The 25237-nt window shown below is 40.7% G+C and carries 25 protein-coding genes; 17 read left to right on the top strand and 8 right to left on the bottom strand.

Features of this window, described 5'->3' with window-relative positions; genetic code table 11:
- The 3 genes from HNR41_RS07035 (at position 1) to HNR41_RS07025 (ending at position 2279) form a co-directional block, all read left to right on the top strand.
- Positions 1 to 435 (top strand): MarR family winged helix-turn-helix transcriptional regulator, encoded by a 435-nt coding sequence (locus tag HNR41_RS07035; RefSeq protein ID WP_184283122.1) that lies wholly within the window; start codon positions 1 to 3, stop codon positions 433 to 435.
- A 106-nt stretch (positions 436 to 541) separates the two neighbouring features.
- The gene (locus HNR41_RS07030; RefSeq protein WP_184283120.1) at positions 542 to 1054 is read left to right on the top strand and encodes a GNAT family N-acetyltransferase; all 513 of its coding nucleotides are present in this window, start codon (positions 542 to 544) and stop codon (positions 1052 to 1054) included.
- 25 nt (positions 1055 to 1079) lie between these two features.
- Entirely contained in the window at positions 1080 to 2279 is a 1200-nt protein-coding gene (locus HNR41_RS07025; protein ID WP_184283118.1) for an MFS transporter, read from the top strand.
- Positions 2280 to 2306: 27 nt separating this feature from the next.
- On the opposite strand, the gene HNR41_RS07020 is transcribed toward HNR41_RS07025, so the two are convergent.
- Both HNR41_RS07020 and HNR41_RS07015 read right to left on the bottom strand, forming a co-directional pair.
- Positions 2307 to 3734, bottom strand: a complete 1428-nt coding sequence (locus tag HNR41_RS07020; RefSeq protein ID WP_184283116.1) for an aldehyde dehydrogenase family protein — start codon at positions 3732 to 3734, stop codon at positions 2307 to 2309.
- A gap of 106 nt (positions 3735 to 3840) precedes the next feature.
- Complete coding sequence (locus HNR41_RS07015) at positions 3841 to 4188, bottom strand: hypothetical protein (RefSeq protein ID WP_184283114.1); 348 nt, start codon at positions 4186 to 4188, stop codon at positions 3841 to 3843.
- A 196-nt stretch (positions 4189 to 4384) separates the two neighbouring features.
- Here HNR41_RS07015 and HNR41_RS07010 point away from each other — a divergent pair, with 196 nt between their 5' ends.
- From HNR41_RS07010 to HNR41_RS06995, 4 genes are all read left to right on the top strand, one after another.
- Positions 4385 to 5398 carry a PTS sugar transporter subunit IIC gene (locus tag HNR41_RS07010; RefSeq protein WP_184283745.1) on the top strand — a complete coding sequence of 338 codons (1014 nt, stop codon included), beginning with the start codon at positions 4385 to 4387 and terminating at the stop codon, positions 5396 to 5398.
- 195 nt (positions 5399 to 5593) lie between these two features.
- Positions 5594 to 7135: an SLC13 family permease gene (locus tag HNR41_RS07005; protein ID WP_376698668.1), complete on the top strand. Its 1542-nt coding sequence runs from the start codon at positions 5594 to 5596 to the stop codon at positions 7133 to 7135.
- Between the two features lie 114 nt (positions 7136 to 7249).
- The gene (locus HNR41_RS07000; RefSeq protein WP_184283110.1) at positions 7250 to 7471 is read left to right on the top strand and encodes a DUF2071 domain-containing protein; all 222 of its coding nucleotides are present in this window, start codon (positions 7250 to 7252) and stop codon (positions 7469 to 7471) included.
- Between the two features lie 13 nt (positions 7472 to 7484).
- Positions 7485 to 8012 carry a DUF2071 domain-containing protein gene (locus tag HNR41_RS06995; RefSeq protein WP_184283108.1) on the top strand — a complete coding sequence of 176 codons (528 nt, stop codon included), beginning with the start codon at positions 7485 to 7487 and terminating at the stop codon, positions 8010 to 8012.
- 21 nt (positions 8013 to 8033) lie between these two features.
- On the opposite strand, the gene HNR41_RS06990 is transcribed toward HNR41_RS06995, so the two are convergent.
- Positions 8034 to 9023 (bottom strand): YeiH family protein, encoded by a 990-nt coding sequence (locus HNR41_RS06990; RefSeq protein WP_184283106.1) that lies wholly within the window; start codon positions 9021 to 9023, stop codon positions 8034 to 8036.
- 172 nt (positions 9024 to 9195) lie between these two features.
- Here HNR41_RS06990 and HNR41_RS06985 point away from each other — a divergent pair, with 172 nt between their 5' ends.
- Genes HNR41_RS06985 through HNR41_RS06975 form a run of 3 tightly spaced genes read left to right on the top strand, consistent with a single transcriptional unit; the run spans position 9196 to position 12937 of the window.
- Positions 9196 to 10194, top strand: a complete 999-nt coding sequence (locus HNR41_RS06985) for a TAXI family TRAP transporter solute-binding subunit (protein WP_026859142.1) — start codon at positions 9196 to 9198, stop codon at positions 10192 to 10194.
- 4 nt (positions 10195 to 10198) lie between these two features.
- Complete coding sequence (locus tag HNR41_RS06980) at positions 10199 to 10714, top strand: DUF1850 domain-containing protein (protein ID WP_184283104.1); 516 nt, start codon at positions 10199 to 10201, stop codon at positions 10712 to 10714.
- A gap of 3 nt (positions 10715 to 10717) precedes the next feature.
- Positions 10718 to 12937 carry a TRAP transporter permease gene (locus HNR41_RS06975; protein WP_184283102.1) on the top strand — a complete coding sequence of 740 codons (2220 nt, stop codon included), beginning with the start codon at positions 10718 to 10720 and terminating at the stop codon, positions 12935 to 12937.
- 58 nt (positions 12938 to 12995) lie between these two features.
- On the opposite strand, the gene putP is transcribed toward HNR41_RS06975, so the two are convergent.
- Positions 12996 to 14564 (bottom strand): sodium/proline symporter PutP, encoded by a 1569-nt coding sequence (putP, locus tag HNR41_RS06970; protein ID WP_184283100.1) that lies wholly within the window; start codon positions 14562 to 14564, stop codon positions 12996 to 12998.
- A 219-nt stretch (positions 14565 to 14783) separates the two neighbouring features.
- On the bottom strand, positions 14784 to 15224 hold the full coding sequence (locus HNR41_RS06965; protein WP_026859139.1) for a YtoQ family protein: 441 nt from the start codon (positions 15222 to 15224) through the stop codon (positions 14784 to 14786).
- Between the two features lie 103 nt (positions 15225 to 15327).
- Between HNR41_RS06965 and HNR41_RS06960 the strand changes: the two genes are divergently transcribed.
- From HNR41_RS06960 to mqo, 3 genes are all read left to right on the top strand, one after another.
- Entirely contained in the window at positions 15328 to 15996 is a 669-nt protein-coding gene (locus HNR41_RS06960) for an HAD family hydrolase (protein WP_184283098.1), read from the top strand.
- 11 nt (positions 15997 to 16007) lie between these two features.
- Complete coding sequence (locus tag HNR41_RS06955; RefSeq protein WP_184283096.1) at positions 16008 to 16340, top strand: hypothetical protein; 333 nt, start codon at positions 16008 to 16010, stop codon at positions 16338 to 16340.
- Between the two features lie 174 nt (positions 16341 to 16514).
- The gene (gene mqo, locus HNR41_RS06950; RefSeq protein WP_184283095.1) at positions 16515 to 18020 is read left to right on the top strand and encodes a malate dehydrogenase (quinone); all 1506 of its coding nucleotides are present in this window, start codon (positions 16515 to 16517) and stop codon (positions 18018 to 18020) included.
- 48 nt (positions 18021 to 18068) lie between these two features.
- Here mqo and HNR41_RS06945 read toward each other — a convergent pair whose 3' ends face one another.
- Positions 18069 to 19160 carry a PLP-dependent transferase gene (locus HNR41_RS06945; protein WP_184283743.1) on the bottom strand — a complete coding sequence of 364 codons (1092 nt, stop codon included), beginning with the start codon at positions 19158 to 19160 and terminating at the stop codon, positions 18069 to 18071.
- Between the two features lie 194 nt (positions 19161 to 19354).
- Here HNR41_RS06945 and HNR41_RS06940 point away from each other — a divergent pair, with 194 nt between their 5' ends.
- Positions 19355 to 20335 (top strand): hypothetical protein, encoded by a 981-nt coding sequence (locus HNR41_RS06940; RefSeq protein WP_184283093.1) that lies wholly within the window; start codon positions 19355 to 19357, stop codon positions 20333 to 20335.
- Between the two features lie 137 nt (positions 20336 to 20472).
- On the top strand, positions 20473 to 21456 hold the full coding sequence (guaC, locus tag HNR41_RS06935; protein WP_184283091.1) for a GMP reductase: 984 nt from the start codon (positions 20473 to 20475) through the stop codon (positions 21454 to 21456).
- 161 nt (positions 21457 to 21617) lie between these two features.
- On the opposite strand, the gene HNR41_RS06930 is transcribed toward guaC, so the two are convergent.
- Positions 21618 to 22469, bottom strand: a complete 852-nt coding sequence (locus tag HNR41_RS06930) for a prephenate dehydrogenase (RefSeq protein WP_184283089.1) — start codon at positions 22467 to 22469, stop codon at positions 21618 to 21620.
- A gap of 422 nt (positions 22470 to 22891) precedes the next feature.
- Between HNR41_RS06930 and aroF the strand changes: the two genes are divergently transcribed.
- Positions 22892 to 23926 carry a 3-deoxy-7-phosphoheptulonate synthase gene (aroF, locus tag HNR41_RS06925; protein ID WP_184283087.1) on the top strand — a complete coding sequence of 345 codons (1035 nt, stop codon included), beginning with the start codon at positions 22892 to 22894 and terminating at the stop codon, positions 23924 to 23926.
- 20 nt (positions 23927 to 23946) lie between these two features.
- Positions 23947 to 24237, top strand: a complete 291-nt coding sequence (locus HNR41_RS06920) for a chorismate mutase (RefSeq protein WP_184283085.1) — start codon at positions 23947 to 23949, stop codon at positions 24235 to 24237.
- Between the two features lie 22 nt (positions 24238 to 24259).
- On the opposite strand, the gene HNR41_RS06915 is transcribed toward HNR41_RS06920, so the two are convergent.
- The gene (locus tag HNR41_RS06915) at positions 24260 to 25183 is read right to left on the bottom strand and encodes a homoserine O-succinyltransferase (protein ID WP_184283083.1); all 924 of its coding nucleotides are present in this window, start codon (positions 25181 to 25183) and stop codon (positions 24260 to 24262) included.
- Positions 25184 to 25237 lie beyond the last annotated feature (54 nt).

The following is a 25237-nucleotide window of genomic DNA, read 5'->3' as shown; positions in this document are numbered from 1 at the left end:
ATGACGAGAATGGAAGAATGTCTAAAAGCATTTGTCGGTATCAAAAGAACAAATGATGCTTTAGAGAAAGTAGTAAAGAACGATGCACAGCAGTATGGACTGAATATCAGCGAGTTTGCAGTCATGGAACTTTTATTTAATAAAGGTCCCCAGCCGATTAACCGCATTCAGGAACGGATATTGATTGCAAATTCAAGTACGACTTATATACTGGATAAACTACAGCAAAAAGGCTATATTATCCGGACACGTGATGAGAATGACAAACGCAGTATGAAAGCAGCATTGACTGAAGAAGGAGAAAGTCTGATCGCAAAGATTTTCCCGCCACACAGCGAACTTCTGGCAGGTTTATTTACTGCACTGAGTGATGAAGAACTGAGTGCGTTCAGAGAGATGCTGAAAAAAATCAGTGCCAACGCGCACAACAGTTAATTAAAAATACGGGGTTTATTAAGCGGTACACAAATGTGTACTGCTTTTTTTATATTCTAAACTGTTCTATAGTAAGAATAATATCTAAATGAAAGAATGTGTAGCTATGTTGGAACGATTAAACAAAGATGAGTTTGAGCAGTTGTATGCATTGATGGATGAATCATTTCCGCCAGCGGAAATAAGAAATTTCAAAGGACAGAAGATGCTGCTGGATAAGCCGGATTATAACGTGTATGTATTGCGTGAAAACGGTGAGATTCTGGCGTTCTTTGCAGAATGGGTTAATGAAAAGTACCGCTTTTTGGAACATCTCGCAGTAAACGAAAAGTACCGGTCACAGGGTCTCGGATCAAAAACGCTTCAGGCGTATAACGCTATGGACAGTAAACCTGTCGTTCTCGAAGTTGAACCGCCGGAAGATGAAGTACAGGTGCGCCGTGTAAAATTTTATGAAAGAAACGGATTCCATTTATCCTCTTACAGTTATCTTCAGCCGGTTATTAACGAAGGGCATGAACAGATGCCGCTCGTGTTAATGACATATCCAAAGCCGCTCGGCAACGATACACTCGGAAAAGTGAAAGACTGGCTCGATCAGACTGTATACAAATCGTAAGTAAGAGTTTAACGGGGGAATGGAAATGGGTTTTATAGAACGGGGAACTAAAAGTTACAGACAGACAGCACTCGCTTTTTTCGCCGCAGGATTTAATACATTTGCGATTCTTTATGTAGTACAGCCGATTCTGCCAGACTTGACTGCCTATTACGGAGTAACGCCGACAACAGCGAGTTTATCGTTATCCGTCACAACCTTTACGCTGGCAGTGAGCATGCTGATTTTCGGTTCGATTTCTGAAGCAGTGGGACGGAAAAACATTATGATTGTTTCGATGCTGATGGCGTCGATACTCTGTATATTTACCGCATTCAGTCCGACGTTCGGTTCACTGATTGTGATGAGGGCGCTGCAGGGGATTGCACTTGCCGGGCTGCCGTCAATTGCGATGGCGTATCTCGGAGAAGAAATTCATCCGCGCAGTCTGCCGGGTGCAATGGGATTATACATAAGCGGTAATGCCCTCGGTGCTGTATTCGGCCGTGTGTTTTCAGGAGTTACTGCCGGATTATGGGGATGGCAGTACGGACTGATTGGTGTCGGTATTGTAAGTCTGATTGCAACAATGATTTTCTGGTATGCACTGTCTCCGTCAAAACACTTCGTGAAGAGGGAATTCAATGTTAGGGATTTGTTTAAATCACTGACAGAGCACTTAAAAAACCCGCTTTTGATTATTTTATTTATAATGGGTTTTCTGCTGCTCGGGACGAACGTATCTTTATATAACTACGTATCATTCGTTTTAATAGAAGATTATAATATCAGCCAGACAATCGTCAGCTGGGTGTATCTCATATTCCTTGTCGGAGTATTGAGCTCGATGTTCTCAGGAAATCTCGTATACAGATTTGGTAAAGTCACGATGCTGTATGCTGGCCTTTCCATAGCAATTACAGGGCTTCTGATCGTTCTTATACCATCGGTATGGATGATTGTACTTGGACTCATACTGTTTACATTCGGCTTCTTTATCGCACATTCGCTGACAAGCGGATGGGTCGGTAATATCGCACACAGCAACAAAGCACAGGCCTCATCGCTTTATCTGTTCTTTTATTATACGGGATCAAGTGTCGGCGGTACGCTAGCAGGAGTATTCTGGATGCAGGGCGGCTGGCTAGGCGTTTCACTGTTAAACATCGGCTTTCTTGTGTTATGTTTCATATTATTTATGACTTTCTTATATTTATTGAAAAGAAGAATATGGCAATTTAAATAAAAAAACGCCCCGAAGGGCGTTTTTATTTTATGCAAAATAACCTTTAATTGATTTAACTTCTAAAAACTCTTCCAGTCCGTAATCGCCCCATTCGCGGCCGATACCTGACTGTTTATAACCGCCGAACGGCAATGTGTTAGGACCGCCGCAGTCATTAATAATAATAGTTCCGGCTTCGATTGAACGTGCAACATGCTGCAGTTTTTCTTTGTCTTTGCCGACAACGTAACCTGCAAGACCGTATATTGTATCGTTGGCAATACGAATTGCATCTTCAAGGTCTTCGTAAGTGATAACACTCATCACAGGACCGAATATTTCTTCCTGGGCAATTGTCATACTGTTATCAACATCTGTGAATATTGTCGGTTTAACGAAGTAGCCTGTATCCAATCCGTCCGGTTTTCCGGTACCGCCGTGATACAGTGCTGCACCTTCTTCCTGACCTTTTTCTATATAGCTCTGTACTCTGTCAAATTGTGTTTTACTGATCAGCGGGCCGACTTCCATACCATCTGCTCTCGGATTACCAACTTTCACCGCGCTGATTTTTTCTTTCAATTTCTCTAAGAACTGGTCTTTTAATTCCACTGGAACGAGAGTACGGGTACCGGCGGTACAAACCTGTCCGGTATTTCTTACAACTCTGTTTACAGCAGAAGCTGCTGCCTCATCGAGGTCTGCATCATCAAGAACGATAAACGGTGACTTACCGCCAAGTTCGAGAGCTACTTTTTTAAAGTCAGCTGCTGATTTTTCCATGATGCTCTGACCTGCACGTCCAGATCCTGTAAATGACATCATGCGGACATCCGGATGTCCGCTCAGCGGGATACCGACATTCTCGCCGTCTCCGTTAACGAGGTTAAAAACACCTTTTGGTACGCCGGCTGCTTCAAAAATTTCCGTTAAAATACATGCTGTCACCGGTGTTTCCTCACTAGGCTTCAGAACGACAGGGGAACCTGCGGCAAAGGCTGCCGAGATTTTCAATGCTGTCTGGTTTGTCGGGAAGTTCCACGGTGTAATTAACCCGGCTACACCGATACTTTCCTTAACAATCAGTGCATCGTCACGCTGCTCTTCAAATTCAAATGTATCCAGCGTTTCTGCAGCTGTTCTGAAATGATTTAAGCCTGCAGTATAATGTGCATTTTCTGATACTGAAAGCGGTGAACCCAGCTCATTTGTAATCGTATCGATTAAATCATCTTTACGTTTTTCATACTCATCAGCAATACGTTCAAGCATTGCTTTACGTTCCTGTACCGGAGTTTTCCGGAATTCTAAATATACGTCATGTGCTGCTGCAACAGCTTTGTCTACATCTTCTTTATTGCCGCTTGCGACAGTTGCAAATACTTCTTCCGTCGCAGGATTAATAACATCTATAGTTTCACTGCCCTTGCTGTTAACCCATTCACCATTTATAAATTGTTTATTATAATTAATCAAATTGAGTACCTCCAAATTTTGAATATAGTTATATTTATCCTTAAAGCTGCTTATCGAAACAAAACCATAAGAAAAAATCTGAAGATGGCATCTTCAGATTCATTGATTATTTACGGAATGTTTCAAAGAAGCTCAGCGTATTCAGGCCGAACAGCTGCAATGCTTTTTTACTGCCTTCATAACCGTGTCCCGCTTTAAGATGTTTTAGAATTGCAACGCCAAGTACAGCATTAATCATAAATGTACCGAGACGTGTGAACATCTTGCCAAAGATTGACAGGAACAGAAAGATTGAACCGATTGCTTCAAAGTAACCGGCGATTTTCATCTGATCATCGTTAACATTGAATTCTGATTCGAACTCTTCGCCCATATTCCCATCGGCTTTAATCTTGTCTAGACCGCCTTCGATTACTTTAGATCCCACGTATAAATTAACTAGATATTTTAACATTATAGTACCTCCTGAAAAATAAATTAAAAAACTGCGCATTTATTAACTGATTCCCATTTTATCACGGTATTAAACATAAAATTCAAATAATTAAAATTGACTAAAAAAAATTGATATGGTAACTTAATTGCATTGTATCTTCCTGAAAGGCTTTTCATATAATCCATTAATAGATAAAAATTTGGGGGTTTTGACAATTGATGAGCTGATAGGTATTGGTCTGCTGTTAGTTATCTTAGTATTTTTCACATTATTTACGCACTTTGCACCGTATGGTTCAAAAGTGATGGGTGCCTTCGCAGGTGCTGCAATTGCTACATATTTAGTAGAAGCATTGAACACATTTGTCATCGGGGATCTTTTCAGCTTAGAGTTTTTCCAGACGGCCGGGACAGTGGCCGGGGGACTGGATGGAACAATAGTAGTTATGCTCGTATGTCTGGCTATGAAAGTTAACCCTGTAAACTCTGCGATATTGGCAGCAGGTTTTGGGGACATGGGACTTATTCCGGGACTTTTCGCAGCATACATCGTATCTTTCGGCGTGCTGTGGCTGCAGCGTGTAATTCCGAAAGGACTGGACTTTATCGTTGTTATTTTAATTGCTTTGCCGATTATTCGTCTGATGGGCTTAATCATTACGCCGATGGTCGACAACTCATTACTTGAAATTGGAACGATTATCCAGACTGCTACAGACACGAGTCCTCTATTAATGGGCTTAATGCTTGGAGGCATTGTTACAGTGGTAGGTATCTCACCATTAAGTTCGATGGCATTAACAGCACTGCTCGGCTTAACGGGTGTTCCGATGGCTGTCGCAGCATTATCGGCATTCGCTTCTTCACCGGCAAACGCATGGCTGTTCCACAAACTTAAAATCGGTGATTTAAAATCTATTATTTCAGTAGCAATCGAACCGCTGTCAAAAGCGGATCTTATTACTGCAAATCCGATTCCAATGTACGTGACCAACTTTATAGGCGGCGGATTATCCGGGATGGTAATCGCAATGTCAGGTATGGTTAACGATGCGCCGGGGACGGCAGCACCGGTACCGGGACTGCTGGTAATGTTTGGATATAACCCTGCCGGACAGGTAATAATGTATGCAGTAATTTGTGCACTGATTTCATTCCTTATCGCAGTGGCAGGTTCATATATATTCAGAAATACTAAAATTTATAACAGTGAGGTCCTTAAGGATTAGTCATAAAAAAAAGCGCGGAGCATTGGCTCTGCGCTTTTTCTGTGTTTAAAATATAGTATTCTTACAATATTATATATTATATTCACTCATTGCAAAGATATGTACAGAAAAAGATAAAAAACATACAGAATTTGAAAGTATTGTGACACATTCAGCTAACTAAAGTAATGAAGAGTAAATGGTGTTATATTGGGAATGTATATACATAGATTATTAGAAGGAGTGACTGTCAAAATGGCAGACAAGAAAGAGACAAAAGCATATAAACCCGTCTGGATTATGGTAGCTTTTCTTGTTTTAGTTATTATTAACTTTATACCGGCACCGGATGAACTCAGCGTAGTTGGGTTAAGAGCATTGTCAGTGCTGGCTTTCGCAGTAATTATGTGGGTAACAGAAGCTGTTAAGTACCCCGTATCCGCAGTAATGATTGTCGGACTGCTTATTATATTACTCGGACTTTCTCCGGTTCCGGCTAATGAAATCGGCGCAACACTTGGCGTACCGGATGGTACTGATCAGTTTGGAACAAAAGAAGCATTATCACTGGCGTTCTCAGGATTTTCAAGTTCAGCACTGGCATTAGTAGCGGCTGCACTATTCCTTGCGAGTGCCATGCAGATAACTAACCTGCACAAACGTCTTGCACTTTACGTGCTTCGTATCGTAGGTAACAAGACAAATGCGATTGTACTTGGAACGATTCTTGTATCAATCTTACTTGCATTCTTCGTACCGTCGGCAACTGCAAGAGCAGGTGCTGTAATTCCGATTCTAATCGGAATGGTAGCGGCATTCGGTATGTCAAAAGACAGCAGACTTGCAACACTGCTTATCATTACAGCAGTTCAGGCAGTTTCTATATGGAACGTCGGAATTAAAACGGCAGCAGCTCAAAACCTTGTTGCAGTAGGATTTATTAACGAAGCAATGGGCGAAGACGTATCATGGATCCAGTGGTTCATTTACGCAGCACCGTTCTCAATTATAATGAGTATTCTTCTTTATTTCGTAATGACACGCTTCTTTAAATCTGAAACAGATGAAATCAGCGGCGGACGCGAACTGATCGATAAAGAACTCGCGGAACTGGGACCGATTAAAGGAGTGGAATGGCGATTAATTAGTATCGCTTCACTGCTGCTTGTTTTCTGGGCAACGGAAGGTATTCTGCATCCGTTTGACTCTTCATCAGTGACATTAATTGCACTTGCACTGATGCTTTCTCCTAAAGTTGGAGTATTTACATGGAAAGAAGTCGAAGGCACGATTAACTGGGGAACTATTATCGTCTTCGCAATCGGTATTTCACTCGGTACAGTACTTCTTAGAACAGGTGCAGCACAATGGCTGTCGGATGTAACGTTCGGTGCCATGGGACTGGATGCATTCCCGCTCGTTGGAGTTATTGCACTCGTTTCAATATTTAACATTCTGATTCACCTCGGTTTTGCAAGTGCGACATCGCTTGCATCAGCATTAATACCGGTGTTTATCGCGCTGACAACGACACTCAACATGGGTGACTCATCGCTTGGATTTGTACTTGTTCAGCAATTTGTAATCTGTTTTGGATTCCTGCTGCCAGTAAGCGCACCGCAGAACATGCTTGCATACGGTACCGGAACATTCACAGTAAACGATCTGCTGAAATCAGGTATCTTCCTGACAGTCGGCGGTTATATCCTGATTATTATTCTGTCTGCAACATATTGGCAGTGGATTGGCTTACTGTAAAATTAAGATATTTTCAATCGCTCTCTTTAGAGGGCGATTTTTTTATGTGCATTTATAAGAGTGAAGCGGTTTGGCTGTTTTAAAACAGGTATATAGAATTGAGGAGGGGAAATAATGAAACATGATTTGTTAAATTATTTAAACCACAGAAACGCACCGCTTCCCGCTGGGAAATGGACAATGTATCAAAAGTGGGAAAACCTGCTGTGCATGCATGTACCGTTAGAAGCTGCAGAGTTATTACCGTATGTTCCAAAAGAATTGGAACTTGATATGTATGATGGTAAAGCATGGATTTCAATCTTTCCCTTTAAGGTGAAAAAATCTTCAATTTAGAGGTTTACCAAAATTGCCGTATATTCATAAATTTTTAGAGCTGAACGTAAGGACATATGTAAAATATAAAAACATCCCGGGTATTTACTTTTTCAGTCTGGATGCTGCTAAAATACTGCCGGTTCTCGGGGCTCGACTCGGTGCCTTGCCATATTATAAAGCGAAAATGAAAGAATCAGATATCAATGGATGGACTGAATATTACAGCCGGCGCCAGATAAAAACTGATGAAGAAACTTATTTTAAAGGCCGGTATAAACAGATTTCCAAACCGGAATTTCCAGCATCGGGTACATTGGATTACTGGCTCTTCGAAAGATATTATTTATTTAATACTGTGAACGGAAATATTATCAGAGTTGGAATTCATCATCTTCCATGGAAACCTGCAAAAGCAGCAGTCACCTATGAAAAAGATGCATTAAATTCGCTGCTGCCGGGCACTCTTCAGGGAGAGACTGTGAAAGCTCATTACGTGGAAGTTCTTGATGTAATATTCTGGCTGCCTGAATTAATAAAGGTACACAAAAAAGACAGCTGATTTCAGCTGTCTTTTTGTGTATTAAATTACAGATGCAACGTAAAAAGTGATTATTGATAGTAAAACCGATGTAATAACCAGAGCGTACAGCGGTTTTAAAGCTTTTTCCCTAATTGATTTGAGCGGGACACTGAGTCCAAGACCCACCATTGCCATAACCATTAACAGCGTAGTGAGCTGATCGATGGCTGCACTTAGATTGTGAGGTATTGCAATAAATGAATTCACTACCGCAACAAAAACGAAGAAAAACAGAAAATAGGGAATATCCACTTTACCGCCGGTTTTCTGATGCTTTCTACGCGAAATAAAATACATGATGAGAAAGCTGACAGGAATTAAAAGAAACACTCTGCTTAACTTCGACAGCAGAGCCATCGCCATGCCCTCATCATTTGCACTGCCGCCTGCGAGTACAACCTGGGCGATTTCATGAAGACTGAGACCGCTCCATATACCGTATGTAACATCATTCATATCGAATAACGGGCCTATAAATGTATAGCTTAACGCGAACACTGTACCGACCACTGAAATTAAGCCGATACTGATTGCAGTATCTTCTTCTTTTGCTTTAATAATCGAACTGACTGCAGATATTGCAGCCGCACCGCAAATACCGGTTCCCGCTGCAAGTAAAAACATAATTGATGAGTTTGTTTTAAAATACTTATTTAATAAATGCATCATTGCAAAACTGAACAGGATTACGCCGATGCCGAGCAGAATCATCACCCAGCCGTCGTTTAAAATGAGCTGAAGATTCAGCTTGAAACCATAAAGAACAATAGCAAAACGCAGCAGTTTTTTTGCAGAAAAGGTAATACCCGGACGCAACGGTTCCGGGTAACCGAGAGACTGCCTGTAAATGACTCCGATAAGGAGTGCTACCGCCAGTGAGCCTACACTCGATAAAATTGGAAGCTGTGTGAGCAGTATACTCAGTATTGCAATAACCAGTGTAAATAATATACCGGAAATAAATAATCTGTTGAAATATTTATTGATCATTGTGTGCACCTCGTTAAATTAATATTAGCATTTAATGAGGTTAGTGGGAATCAGAGAAAACAAATTAATATGCATTCATTTAAATATAAGAAGAATTTTCTAATTATTGAAAGCGATATTATGGTAAGATAATTGGTAAGAAAGTAAAAATTTTGAAAGGGGAATAATTTTTATGAAAAAGAATTATTGGTTTTTACTGATGCTTTCTGCAGTTATGCTGGTTTTAGCAGCATGCGGCGGAGATTCTGCGAATGAAGAAGAAAGCGAAGAAGGTTCAGGAGATTCAGCGGGAGGAGACGACTGGATTGAAAATATTACATTGCTTACAGGCGGTGAAGCAGGGGTCTACTTCCCTCTGGGTGTAGCAATGGCTGATATTATCGATACTTCTTTTGATAATGTAAGTGCAACGGGTGTATCTTCCGGTGCCTCTGTATCTAACGCGGAACAGTTAAATAACGGCGAAGCCCAGCTCGCGCTCGTGCAGAATGATATCGCATTCTATGGTGCTGAAGGAAACAACATGTTCAGTGAACCATTAGACAACTACAGTGGTGTATTCACAATCTACCCTGAAACAATTCAGCTGGTTACTTTAGCGGACTCAGGAATTGAATCGGTATCAGATCTTGAAGGAAAACGTGTTGCTATTGGGGACATGGGTTCAGGTACTGAAGCCAATGCTACTCAGATTATTGAAGCACACGGCATGACAGTCGACGATGTTGACGCGCAATACTTAGATTTCTCGGATGCTTCAACTAACCTGCAGGATGGAAACGTTGATGCTGCTTTCGTAACCGCGGGTACTCCAACTGGTGCTATCCAGGAGTTGAGTGCAAGTGCTGACGTTAAAATTGTAAGTTTTGATGAAGATGCAATGAATGATCTGATGGAAGAGTACACTTACTATACTCAGGTTGATATTCCGGAAGATGCTTACGATAACTTTGACAGTACAGCTTCTACAGTTGCCGTACAGGCAATGCTGATTGCTTCAAATGATATCCCGGAAGATCAGATGTATGAAATGACAAAAGCAATTTTTGAAAATCTGGATTCAATGGCAAATGCTCATGTCCGCGGGGAAGAGCTGACACTTGATACTGCAGAAGACGGTATGTCGATTGATCTGCACCCTGGGGTACAGCGCTATTACGATGAGCAGTGATTAAATGAGTAAAGATAATTATAAAAAGGCATTGCTTATACGCAATGCCTTTTTATCCCTTACAAGTCTTTTTATCGTGCTTGAACTGGTTATAATGTTTCAGCTGAATCAGCCGATAAAGATTATTATTGAGGATATGAGTACTGAAGAAGAGCTGTTTGTACAGGAAGTGGAATATGGCGAACGTTTTGAAGTGAATTACATTCATTCGGTTGAACGCTCTCCGGTGAGTGAAGTTTTTGAAGTGCGCGGTGACGGTATTTATACGATGGAAAGTCATACAGAATCTTTTGGGGCAGGTATGCCTTATGCAGGTGAAGATGTCGAACTGAAAGATGGAACATTTACCATCAAAAATATTAACCGTAAAGTTCACGGAGGGACGCTGCGTATCAGACCATCATCGGTTTTCCCGCATCATATTATTATCGGGGATACAGATATAGTTATTTCGAGTGCGCCATATAAAGGAAAAAATTTAGAAGTAAAATTAATTAAAAGTTATTTTAGAGGTGATTAACCAATGGATGCTAAAGAACAACAGAAAATGATTCAGGAATTAGAGGGCAGCGACAGAGATCTTGGAAAAAAACTCACCATACTGGTCAGTTCTATTTCAATTCTGCTGGCCGTTTTTCACCTTTACGTTGCAGGCTTCGGTTTGCCGGGCATCGGTTCAAGAACATTTCTGATTATTCACCTGACACTTGCAATAGTACTGGTGTTTTTAATATTCCCAATTAGAAAAGGGACGTCACAAAAAACAATTCCCATATACGATTTTATCCTTTCGGGATTATCGCTGGGATTAGGGATTTATTTAATACAGAGGCAGGATGCACCTGAAATAATGTCTGCACGGCCGACAGAGCTGGATTTAATTATCGGTGCACTGTTTATTGTTATTGTTATAGAAGCAACGAGACGTGTTGTTGGTCTGCCGCTTGTAATCATTGCATTGATTGCTATCGGTTATTTCTTTGCCGGTGAATTTTTGCCCGGTCAGTTTTACCACAATAGAGGCGACTTCTCGAGATTCGTCTATGAGATTACATACAGAAGTAACGGTATTTTCGGAACACCGATCTACGCTTCCGCACAGTTCGTATTTATATTTATACTGTTTGGGGCAATTCTGGAATCGACAGGTGCCGGAAAAATGTTTATTGATCTTGCAATACGCGGATTTGGTAAATATAAAGGCGGTCCAGCCAAAGCAAGTGTCGTAGCAAGTGGAATGATGGGAAGTATTTCGGGAAGTTCTACTGCAAATGCGGTGACTACCGGAACGTTTACAATCCCTTTAATGAAAAAAGTAGGATTCCCGCCGCATGTAGCAGGCGGAGTTGAAGTTGCAGCTTCATCCAGCGGGCAGTTCCTGCCTCCTGTTATGGGTGCTGCAGCGTTTATCATGGTTGAATTTACAGGTATTCCATATTTTGAAATTATTAAAAGTGCTCTGATACCGGCACTGCTTGCTTATGTAGGAATATTATTTATGGTTCATTTCGAAGCCAATAAACATAATATATCCGGTATCGACAGATCGGAAATGAAGTCAGCAAGAAAACTGCTGCTCAGTCAGGGTTATCTGATAGTGCCGATTTTAATCCTGCTGTACTTCCTTGTAGTGGAGAGAGCATCGGTTAACGCATCAGCATTCTACTCGATTATCGCAATGATTATTATCGCATTCTTCGCGTATCGTTTTAAAACGAGTATGGGACGGACGATAATATTTGCTGCAATTCTGCTCGCAGTCACATTCTCGATGCAGTATTTAATCGTGTTTGTGAACCAGGGGCTTGTAATATTTAATGACGCACTAGGCTTAAGTCTGTTCAATACTGAGACTATCCGATGGCGCAGTCCAATATTCACAATGGTACTCGGCGGAATTATTGTCGCACTGCTGTTCGCAGTCTTCATGAAAATGACGAAGCGTGATGTAACACCGCAAAAATACGGTTTTACACAGCTGCTTGAAGGTTTTGACAAAGCTTCGAGAAATGCACTGAGTATTATTGTAGCCTGTGCTACAGCAGGTATTCTGATTGGTGTAATTACAACGAGCGGATTATCGACGAAGTTCACAAGAATAGTAATCAGTTTTTCAGATGCGATTGAAAGCTGGCTGCCAAACTTTATGATTACAGATAATACCCAATTGTACATCGCACTTGTTCTTACGGTATTTGCCTGTCTGCTGCTTGGTATGGGCCTTCCAACTACAGCAACGTATGTAGTACTTGCTGCAGTTATCGCACCTGTACTTACGAATCTCGGGCTGCCTGTAATTGTGGCGCATCTGTTTGTACTGTATTACGGAGTTCTTGCCGATGATACACCTCCGATTAACTTACCGGCGTACGCTACGGCAGGTATAGCGAAAGCAGGGCCGATAAGGACCGGTATACAGGGCTTCAAATATGACTCAGCCGCCTTGCTGCTGCCGTTCATGTTTGCTATAAACCCTACGATACTGTTGATTACAGATGCCAGTGCAATAGAGATGATCTGGGCAATTATGACAGCAGCGGTCGGTATGGCAACATTCGCATCATTTATACAAAACTTTATGTTTGTGAAATACAGTATTTTAGAAAGAATTATTTCGGTCGTTACGGCACTGCTGTTCATCCAAAGCGATTTAGTTACAGATGCAATCGGTTTTGGAATCTTCGTCCTTCTGGTAGTGTACCAGCTGTACAAGAAGAAAAAACAGGAACCTGTTTCAGCTTAATATAACAACAAAAAAAGCGCGAGCCGGAAAATTCCGGCTCGCGCTTTTTATCTGTTTATTACTTATCTTCTCTTAAAATTCTTTCAGTTTCTTCGAACTCGGCAGCCATCTCAGGTTTAAGTTCGTTCTGAGTCATCTTACTTACGATAATACCAGCAAGTGTTGCAACAATAACACCAGGAACAATTTCATAGAGTCCCGTACCGAATGTACCCGCTGCAATCCATATAATAACCGTTCCGGCACCACCGATGATAGATGCGATTGCGCCTGAACGTGTCATACCTTTCCAGTGGAGAGCCATGACCATTAGAGGACCAAACGCGGCACCAAAACCTGCCCATGCGTTAGCAACGATATTAAGGATAACTGATTCATCATCCCATGCAATGAGAATTGCAACTACAGCTACAACAATTACAGAAATTCTGCCTACAAGAACGAACAGTTTGTCCTGTTCTTCTTCAGTTTTTGTTTCTGTACCGCCAATCATTTTAAGACGGATCATCTTGTAGAAATCCTGTACAAGTGAACTTGAAGTAACTAAAAGCTGTGAAGAAATTGTACTCATAATTGCTGCTAAAATAGCTGCAAGGAAGAATCCGCCCACTAACGGGTGGAAGAGTACCTGACTCATAAGAACCAGAATTGTTTCCGGGTCCGCGACATTATGACGCGTAGCATCAGTAAATGCGATACCAAGTAAACCAGTCAGACATGCACCAATAAGTGAAATGGCCATCCAGATAATGCCGATACGGCGTGCTTTTGGTACAAGCTTGTGAGATTTAATGGACATAAAGCGAACGATGATATGAGGCTGTCCAAAGTAACCGAATCCCCATGCCAGGTTACTGATGATAGTAATAATCGATACACCGCTGATTAGTGACAGATAGTTAATATCAGCTAAAGCACCAAGTTCTTCAATTCTGACAAACGGTTCGATACCGTCCCCTGTCAGAGTCATCCATGTTGCGATTGGAATCATTACAATAGCGATAAACATTATTGTTCCCTGGAAGAAGTCTGTAAGACTTACAGCCAGATAACCACCGAAGAAAGTATAAATTACAACTACACCGGCTGTTACAAATAGACCCCAGTGATATGGAAGGTTAAACGCACTTTCGAACAATTTACCGCCTGATACCATTCCGCTGGCTGTGTAGACAGCGAAGAATATTACAATTACAAGACCTGCGATAATACGCAGCATATGCTTGTGATCTTTAAAGCGATTTTCAAAAAAGTCCGGGAGCGTAATTGAGTCGTTGGAAACTTCCGAGTAAACACGAAGTTTTGGAGCGACAATTATGTAGTTCACGTATGCCCCGATTGTTAAACCGACAGCAATCCAAATACTTGATAGCCCGACACTGTACATGCTTCCTGGAAGCCCCATCAGCATCCAGCCCGACATATCAGAAGCCCCGGCAGATAACGCAGTAACCCATGCGCCGATATTACGGCCGCCGAGCATATACTCGTTCAGGTTTGATGTGGATTTATTGTATGCATAAACCCCGATCGCGATTAAGACGATGAAATAAACCGCCATCATGACGTACTGTTCCCACCCTGCTGTGAAGGTGAAAGCAGATCCTGCTGTTGTATTAAGAATCATTCAAAAACCTCTCCCCTTGGTAATATAGTAAAACTGTTTATGTAAATTACATAAACCATGAAGTAACCTGTTCTTTCAAAGCAAAAGAATAGAATTACACATGCGCCAATTATAACGATAGTTGTGTGCTATTACAACGTGATTCGGGGAATTGTCTGTTAATTCACGACGAAAACCGCCCGGTAATCCTATTACTGAGCGGTTTTGAATGATTCTATTTTATTTATAAATATATTCTAAAACTTCAATTGCTTGTTCTACTGTGCTTGTAACGACGTTGGCTTTCTCGGAAATTTCTTTTAATGGATGAATTAATTTTTCAGGACGCACTAAAATTAACGGCTTGCCGGTAGTAATTGCTGTTGTTGCATCCATTGCAGTATTCCATTGTTTGTATTCTTCGCCGAAAAGAGCGATTACGACGTCAGCTTTGTTCATTAAAACCTGCGTACGCAGATTGTTAATGCTTGATGCTGCATCGTCGCGGTAATACTTGCCTGGCTGTTCGCCTAAAATATTTTCACCAATGTTATCCGATAAATCATGATTCGTCTGAGGTGAAACAAAAGTTAACGGTAAATCCTTCTCTGTTGCCAGAGACTGAATTTTGTCTCTCCAGTCGCTGTGAATCTCGCCTGCTAAATATACTGTTAAATCCATGAAACAACCTCCTAATAGTCATTGCATATTAGTATATACCCTAATCTATTTATGGTAAAATATTTAGAGTAGTTTAATTATCAAGGGAGAGGAATAGACCGACATGAAAGTGGCATTATTTGATTTTGACGGGACGTTATATCCGCATGAAACGTTTGAAACACTGCGTGCGCATTTAAAAAACCACCCGAAATATAAAAAGAATTATAAACACTTTATCCGTCATTTTGCACCGGCATACTTTGGTTATAAAATGAAAATGGTGCCGAAAATCAAAATGCAGAACAGAGCATTGGAATCGTACATACTTTCTTTCAAAGGTTATTCCAGACAGGAAATTGACGGCTTTTTTGCAGATGTTGCCAATGAGATGAGTGAAGAACTCAGAACATCGCTGCTCGAAAAAATTAAAGAGCTGAAACAGGAAAACTATTATGTTGTACTGATTTCAGGAGCCTTTATTCCATTATTGGAAGCATTATTTAAAGGTGTCGGATTTGATTATATCGTCGGCTCAAAAATTCATTATAACGGCGACAAGCTGGATTATAAAACACGTTTTGAACGCATGTTTGCCGAACGTAAAATTGATATTATAAAAGAACACTTCAAAAACAAAGAAGTGGACTGGCCGAACAGTCAGGCGTACAGTGACAGTATAACGGATCTTAAAATGCTGGAACTTGTCGGCAAGCCGGTAGCAGTTGCACCGGACAGCGATCTACTGTCAGTTGCCAGGGACAAGAACTGGAAAATATTAAACGATTTTTAGGAGGATAAACTGTGGATTTAATTAATTTAACAGAAGCGGATCTTTATCCGACAGAGAAATTCGGACCATCAATTGAAGGAACATTACTATATAAAGTAAGAGACCAGGCGCATTTCCCGGGTGCATATATGACGACGAATGAACGTCTGTTTATGAATGTGGATATGAACGGTGAAGCTTACACAAGAGTGTTTGCATACACGGACATTGTAAAAGCGTACGTTGAAGATAACGTCCTGTTTATTGAATTCCCGGAAGGCATGGGCAAAATAGCAATGGTTGATGTTACTGCCGGAGACCTTGATGAATTCGCTCAGTACGTTAACGAAAAAAGCGGAAAATAAAATGCTTGAAGATGTGCTCCTGCAGTACATCTTTTTTTGAATTGAATTAGTATAACACTTTGACCCATTGGTATAACACATTTAACAATATGTCTTTCAGAACGCGGGGAAAAGGAGTATACTGTTACTGAATATTAATATACTAAAATAATGATAAGGGGCATCAATTTAAGTATGACTACTTCTATTAGCAAAACGGATGTGGTTCTGATTGGTGGCGGGATTATGAGTGCCACGCTTGGAACACTGTTAAAAGAATTAAAACCCGACTGGAACATTAAAGTTTTTGAAAAACTTGATGATGTTGCAATCGAAAGCTCAAACGCATGGAATAACGCCGGTACAGGGCACTCGGCGCTGTGCGAGCTGAACTACACACCAGAGCTTGCAGATGGTTCAATAGAAACTTCAAAAGCAATTAAAATTAACGAGCAGTTCCAGATTTCAAAACAGCTTTGGTCGTATCTGATCGAAAAAGGATATTTAGATACTCCGGAAGACTTCATTCGCACAGTACCGCATATGAGTTATGTGGAAGGTGAAAAGAATGTTGAATTCCTTAAAAAGCGTGTTGAAAAACTGATTGAAAGTCCGCTGTTTGAAGGTATGGAATACAGTGATGACCACGAAGTTCTTAAAGAATGGCTTCCATTGATGATGCATGGGCGCGATCCTAACGAAGAAATCGGAGTTACACGTATCGATTCAGGTACGGACATTAACTTCGGCAGCCTGACTAAGAAACTGTTCAGGAGACTTCAGGAGCAGGGTGTGGAAATGAACTTCAAACACGCTGTTCAGGATATCCGCCGCACACAGAAAGACAAGTGGCAGGTTAAAGTTAAAAACATGAATAACAACAAGATGGAATATCACACAGCTGATTTTGTATTTATCGGTGCTGGCGGCGGAAGTCTCCCGTTACTGCAAAAAACAAATATCCCTGAGTCTAAAAACATCGGAGGATTCCCTGTAAGCGGACTATTCCTCGTATGTGATGACGAAGAAGTTGTGAACAGGCACGAAGCAAAAGTGTACGGTAAAGCTAAAGTCGGCGCACCGCCAATGTCAGTGCCTCACCTTGATACACGTTACATCGACGGCAAAAGATCATTACTGTTCGGACCATTTGCAGGATTCTCTCCGAAGTTTCTGAAAACAGGTTCTTACCTGGACTTAATCGGTTCAGTAAAACCTTATAACGTGCTGACAATGCTGTCGGCAGGTGCTAAAGAACTTGGTCTGACTAAGTATTTAGTGCAGCAGGTTCTTCTGAAAGACGAAGAGCGTATGGAAGAACTGCGTGAATTTATTCCGGAAGCACGTTCAGAAGATTGGAAGACAATCACAGCAGGTCAGCGTGTACAGATGATTAAAGATACGGACAAAGGCAAGGGAACTTTAATGTTCGGTACAGAAACTATCGTTTCAGAAGATGGTTCTATCGCTGCACTTCTCGGTGCTTCACCCGGTGCGTCTGTATGTGTCGATGCAATGCTTGAGCTGTTGAGCCAGGCATTCCCTGAAGAGTTCGGCGCATGGCAGGACAAGATTAAGGAAATGATTCCGACTTACGGCGTTTCCTTATCGGATAACCCTGAAATGTTTAAAGAAATGAACGAACGGACAACTGAGACTTTAGGACTGAAAAGTCATGAAGCGGGCGTGTTATTAAGCTGATGAAAATATACAGGCATCGGATTCCAGATTGGAATCCGATGCCTGTTTTTATTTTAAAGATTTACTGAGAGCCTGTTCGATATCCTGAATAATATCATCCGCGTTTTCAATGCCAATTGACAGACGGATTAATGAATCATCGATTCCGCGCTTAATGCGCTCTTCGTCCGGCATCTCGGCATGAGTCTGAGTGAACGGGAAGGTAATGAACGTTTCGGTGCCGCCGAGACTCTCGGCGAAAGTACAGAGCTCAATATTTTCAAGAAATGAGTTTACACTGTGTGTATTTTTAAAGCGGAGACTGAGCATGCCTGTTGTTCCGGCATAGAGCACTTTATCGATTGCTTCATGATTTTCAAAATGTGCTGCTGTCTTTTTGGCATTTTCGATTTGGCGATCCATTCTGATATGCAGCGTTTTTAAACCGCGGAGCAGCAGGAAACCGTCGAAAGGTGACAATGTCGCTCCAATCATATTGTGATATAAGCCGAGTGACTCAGCGAGCGTTTCATCTTTAACAGTAACGACACCTGCTAACACATCGTTATGACCGCCGATGTATTTAGTCGCCGAATGAAGAACAATATCAGCACCTTCAGTCAGAGGGCGTGATAAATAAGGCGTTAAGAATGTGTTGTCGATAATAGTTAAAATGTTTTGTTCCTGTGCGATTTTGTACAGAGGAGGCAGGTCTGTTGTTTCCATCGAGGGATTGGTAATAGGCTCTATGAAGAATGCCCTTGTTTTATTATTGATAAGAGACGCTAATTCTTCATGGTTATTGAAATCTGCATAGTAGAATTTGATATTATATTTTTTCTCGTAAAAATCAAAGATACGATATGTACCGCCGTATAAATCAAAGCTGACAAGCACTTCATCGCCGCTGTTAAATAAGTTGCAGCACAGCTGAACAGATGCCATCCCGCTTGATGTTGCGAATGAATGTGTACCGCCTTCTAATTCTGCGAACGCTTCTTCGAATTGAGAACGTGTCGGGTTTTTAGTACGTGTATAATCGAAGCCTGTAGATTGTCCGACACCATCGTGTTTGAATGCAGTTGATAAATATATAGGGCTGGTTGTTGCACCTGTATGGTCAGGTTTTAATGAAATCTGTGATAATTTAGTGTCCAATATTTACCATCCTTTTCTTATATGTATTTTATGAAAGATATGTTAAATATATAAACTAAGCCGTTACAAGTCAATAACTTACTAGAATATTTCGAAAACTTAAAAATAATAACGACATTACACCGGGTGAGAAAGTGGTAGATAAAAGTAACGATAAGCGTTATAATTAGGGTAATTAAATTACAGGAGTGATACGAGTGAGTCAGTCACAGAACGTTATATACTATACAACAGCTCAAGTAACGGACATGGTGGAACTATCTGATCAGAACGTTAGAAAATACGTTAGATTACTTGAAGACAGAAGTTATGAAGTTGCAAAAGATGAACATAACAGAAGATTGTTTTCTAAAAAAGATGTGAGCGTCCTGCAGGAAATGATTAAAATTGCGAAATCTCCGGGCAATACACTGGATTCAGCAGCAGATGAAATCATTGAAAACATGGATGATTTTGAAGAAACACCCAGCGAAAACCAGGTATCGAAAATGTCGGATAGTGATGTTTCGAGATTACTTGCGTTAGTCCTTGAAAAACTTGACGAAATTCAAAATGAAAACAAAGAACTGAAATCAAACATAAGTACACTTGTGCACAGACTGGAAGAATACGATCTTAAAGCACTGGAATATAATCCGGTTGAAAAAGTTGAAACTTCTATTGCAGAAGAAACCTATGAGCGGGAAGAAACGACTGAAGCTGCAGAAGATACATCAGCTGAGGTAGATATGGAAGAAACAGTAACACGTGAAACAACAGAAGAAGAGATTGTTGTTGAAGCGCCTGCTGAAGAAGAATCTGAGGAAACTGTTGAAGAAACACCTGCAGAGGAACCAGCTGAGGAAGAAGCTGCAGCAGAACAGGAAGAAACAGTAACATCGGAAACAACAGAGGAAGAAATCGTTGTTGAAGCACCGGCTGAAGAAGAGTCTGAGGAAATTGTTGAAGAAACAGCTGCAGAGAAAGAAAAGACAGCAGAAGCTGAATCATCTGAAGAACCGGAAGAAACTAAAGAACAAAATACAGGTACAATCGACCTGAGGGCTCAGGAAGAGAAAGCTGAAGAAAACGTAACAGCATCCGTTGATGAATTAAATACTGACGAAGTTGCGAAGCAGCAAATTGAAGAGCCTAAAAAAGGATTCTTCGGTAAACTGGCAAGCATGTTTAAAGGATAGAATCGAAATTTATTTCGATTCTTTTTTTATTTTTCTTCAAGATTATTGACATGTTAAAAGAAAACCAATATAATCCCTATTGGCGAACGAGATTGCAAAATCATTTAAATAATATACGGATTAGAGGAGTTTTTATCATGGATAACGTTTTTGATTATGAAGATATACAGTTAATTCCGAACAAATGTATTGTGGACAGTCGTTCAGAATGTGATACTTCAATTCAATTTGGCAAGAACACATTCAAACTGCCGGTAGTGCCTGCAAACATGCAGACTATTATTGATGAAAATATTGCCGAGTACTTAGCGGAAAATGGATACTTTTATATCATGCACCGTTTCAACCCTGAAACACGCATTGGTTTTATTAATAAAATGAGAGACAAAAATTTAATCTCTTCTATAAGTGTTGGGATCAAACCTGAAGAGTATGACTTTGTAGTCAGCTTAAAAGAACAGAACCTAGTGCCTGACTATATTACTATTGATATTGCTCATGGTCATTCAGACAGAGTAATGGATATGATTAAGCATATTAAAAAACATATTCCTGAAACATTCCTGATTGCAGGTAACGTAGGTACACCCGAAGCAGTAAGAGAACTGGAACATGCCGGTGCGGATGCTACCAAAGTAGGAATCGGTCCAGGTAAAGTTTGTATTACGAAAATTAAAACAGGATTCGGTACAGGCGGATGGCAGCTTGCTGCACTTCGTTTATGTGCAAAAGCAGCATCTAAGCCGATTATCGCAGACGGCGGAATCCGTACACACGGAGATATTGCTAAATCTGTAAGATTCGGTGCATCTATGGTGATGATCGGTTCACTATTTGCAGGACACGAAGAATCACCTGGTACAGTTTATGAAGAAGATGGCAAGAAGTATAAAGAATACTTTGGTTCAGCTTCGGAATTCCAAAAAGGTGAGCACAAGAACGTTGAGGGCAAAAAAATGTATGTAGAATACAAAGGGCCTTTAGCCGGAACACTTACTGAAATGCAGCAGGATCTTCAGTCATCTATTTCATATGCCGGAGGCAATGAACTGGATGCAATCCGTACAGTGGATTACGTAGTTGTTAAGAACTCAATCTTCAATGGCGATAAAGTATATTAATAGATAGATGAAGCAGAACCGCTGTGACGGTTCTGCTTTTTTGCTGGAGAAAACAGGGAGTGCGGGTGCTTTACTCCGCAATGAGCGGGTCTCATTCCCGAGAACTCCGCATTATCATCAATAAAAACCGAATCCTAAAAGGATTCGGCGCTGTATCATATTTAATCTTCTATATCATGTAAATCTTTATAGCGTTTCGTGCTCTCGAGCATCATTTCTTCCATCGTCTCCACGTCGTCGCTTTGTATTGCGGCATTCAGTTTATCGAGCTGTATCTGGAAGTTATCGATGTGTTTCACGAGGTGATCTTTATTCATCATAAATAATTCAGGCCACAGTTTTTCATTAATATTCGTAATGCGCGTTAAATCCCGGTAGCTGTCACCTGTATATTTTTTAGTGTTGCGTGCATCGTCATCACTGTTGATCAGTGAAATCGCAATTACATGTGCCAGCTGACTCGTGAATCCGATGACTTCATCGTGGAAGTCGGGTGAAATAACCGAAATACTGCCGAATTCCAATGTCTTCACGAAATTTTTCAGGAACTCGATATTTTCTTCTTTATTTCTTGGTGTCGGTGTGATTAAATAGTTCGCATCGATAAACACTTCTCTGCTGCTGAATTCGAGACCGCGATTTTCACGTCCGGCCATCGGGTGGCCGAAAACGAAATCGGCATGTTCCGGCAGCAGCGGTTCAACATCACCGATAAGCGATGTTTTCACACCGGTTACATCAGTAATTATGCACCCTTCTTTTAAATAAGGCGCATAATCTTTTACTAATTGTACGAGCAGTTTTGGATAAACTGCGAAAATAATTAAATCGGCATTGGGAATAATGTCTTTAAAATCTCGTGAGCCGTCTTTAATAATATGCTGTTCTTTTGCTCTTTCAAGCACTTCAGCATCGATATCGATTGCATATGTATTGGCGTCGGGGATATTTTCTTTAATAGCAAGGGCAAACGATCCTCCGATATTTCCTAAACCGATTATTGCTATATTCATATATTGAAAGCCTCCGTATTTTTACAATTATACTATAAGAATGAATATACATTAATTAACTAAATTATGTAAACATTTAATTAATTCTAATAAATTCATTGACAAAGCAAAATGCTCGGCCTATAATTACAAACAAATACATTACAAAGGAGCGGTTACTCATGTTAACCCATACAATTTCACAACTGAATAACCGTCTTTACTTTAGCTATTTTTGATACCGTTTGTACACATCATTCGTACAAACGTAAAACAAACTGTTTGTATCAATGATGGCTGAAGATTTTGTAATGTCTAGCCATTTACTTTAAATAAGTGGCTGGGAGTCGGGACTTCTACATATTTTTTCTATACTCACTGCCACTTAATATTTAAAGTTAAGTGGCAGTTTTATTTTTAAAAAAATTAGGAGGCTGTTAAATATGATTATTCATGTAAAGCGCGATGCAACGGAAGGTAATATTCAGACACTGGTTTCAAACATTGAGGAAGCAGGTTTCAGGGTTCACCGTTCGGATGGTGAAAGACGTACAATAATCGGCCTGATCGGCGATACATCAAAAGTCTCCGAAAATGATTTCAAAAAATACAGTATCGTAGACGGGGTGTACAGAATTCAAAAGCCATACAAGAAAGCGAACAGAAGTTTCCAGGAAGATGACAGTGTTATTGATATCGGCAACGGTGTTAAAGTCGGCGCTGAAAACTTCATGGTCTGCGCAGGACCTTGTTCTGTTGAAGATTTAGACAGCACAGTTGAATTAGCAATTAAATTAAAAGATGCGGGTGCGAACTCACTCCGCGGCGGAGCATTCAAGCCTCGTACTTCACCATACAGCTTCCAGGGGCTTGGTGTTGAAGGACTTAAAATTTTAAATGAAGCGAAAAAAGAAACAGGTCTGCCAATCGTTTCTGAATTGATGGGCACAGACCATTTAGATACATTCGTCGACATGGTTGACGTTATTCAAATCGGAGCACGCAACATGCAGAACTTCGATTTACTAAAAGCACTTGGCCAGACAAACAAACCGGTTTACTTAAAACGCGGAATGTCTGCAACGATTCAGGAATGGTTAATGTCTGCTGAGTACATTATGGCCGGCGGCAATAATAACGTTGTTCTTGTAGAACGCGGTATCCGTACTTTCGAAACAGCAACACGCAATACCCTGGATATCCAGGCAGTACCAGTGGTACAGAAAGAATCCCACCTGCCGATCATCGTAGACCCGTCACACGCAGCAGGTGTAAGATACCTGATTCCTTCAATGGCTAAAGCTGCAGTAATGGCCGGAGCAAACGGTCTGCAGATTGAAGTTCACGAAGATCCTGAGAATGCATGGAGTGATGGTCAGCAGTGTCTGACACCTGCAGAGTTCAAAGAATTAATGGACACGATTAAAATGCTTCTTGAAATCGAAGGAAAACAAATTAACGATATCGTTATAGCATAAAAAATATGAGGAGGCTAACCATGGGGAGACATAATGAGTTACGTAAAGAAATAGATCAGATAGACCGCCAGCTCGTTCAGCTTTTCGAAAAGAGAATGAAAGTATCGACGGAAATTGCTGAGTATAAACTCGCGAATAACCTTCCCGTTCTAGATGCGCAGCGTGAGAAAATGGTGATTAATAAAAATATTTCCTATTTAAATGATCGTACGCTGGATACTTACATCTCGGATTTTAGTAAACACCTCATGGAGCTCTCTAGAAGAAGACAGCAGGAATGTCTTCACGGTCAGCATACGAAAACATGCTAAAAGGCGCCCGCCGGGCGCCTTTTTATTTTAGTTCATCCAGTTTTCTTAAATCGTACAATGTATTCTGATAGGTTTCATTCAGCCAGTTGTTAAACAGCAGATGTCCGTGGCTGCGCCATTGGAATTTCGGATTGCTTTCCGGGTTGTCATCCGGATAATAATTGAATGGAACGGCAGTGTCAACGCCGTTCTCGGCATCGCGGTCGTATTCTTTCTTCAGTGTTTCACGGTCGTACTCCAAATGACCGAAAATAAACAGGTCACGCTGATTTTTAGAAGTGATGATATCCGGACCGAAATTTTTATTGAAAGTTAATACTTCCAGCTCCGGAATATCATTTAAAACTTCGTAATTAATTTTAGTATGTCTGGATTGGGGAACCTGATAAATATCATCAAAACCGCGGATATACGGATGTTCCGGTTTTATATTCTGATAATCGAACACACCGAACAATTTTTCTGATAAAGTAAGCTTTTCGATATTATAATAGTGGTTTAAAGCAAATTGTGCCCCCCAGCAAATATAAAATCTGGAAAAGACATGAGTCTGTGCCCAGTCAGTTATGTTTTTTAGTTCATCGATGTAACCGACTTGTTCGAAATTCAGCTTTTCCACCGGTGCGCCGGTAACAATCATACCGTCGAAATAATCATCTTTTACTTCATTGTATGTCTTATAAAATTTCTGGAGATGACTGGTCGGTGTATTTCTGCTTTTATGCGTCGACATATGCAGAAATTCAACATCGATTTGAAGCGGTGAGTTACCGAGCAGTCTAAGAAGCTGAAGTTCAGTCGTTTCTTTCAGGGGCATAAGGTTTAAAATAAGAATTTTTAATGGACGAATGTCCTGTGATATCGCGCGGGAAGCTTCTATAGTATATACTTGTTCTTGCTGCAGTTTCGTTCGTACAGGAAGGCCTTCGATGATTTTAATTGGCATGCGTTCACGTCCTTAAATAACATATAATAAGTACTTCTTAATGTAACAGAAAAC

The sequence above is a fragment of the Jeotgalicoccus coquinae genome (genome assembly GCF_014207425.1).
GTDB lineage: Bacteria > Bacillota > Bacilli > Staphylococcales > Salinicoccaceae > Jeotgalicoccus > Jeotgalicoccus coquinae.
Note: the sequence above shows the minus strand (reverse complement) of the source record. Positions and strands in the feature narration are given on the sequence as shown.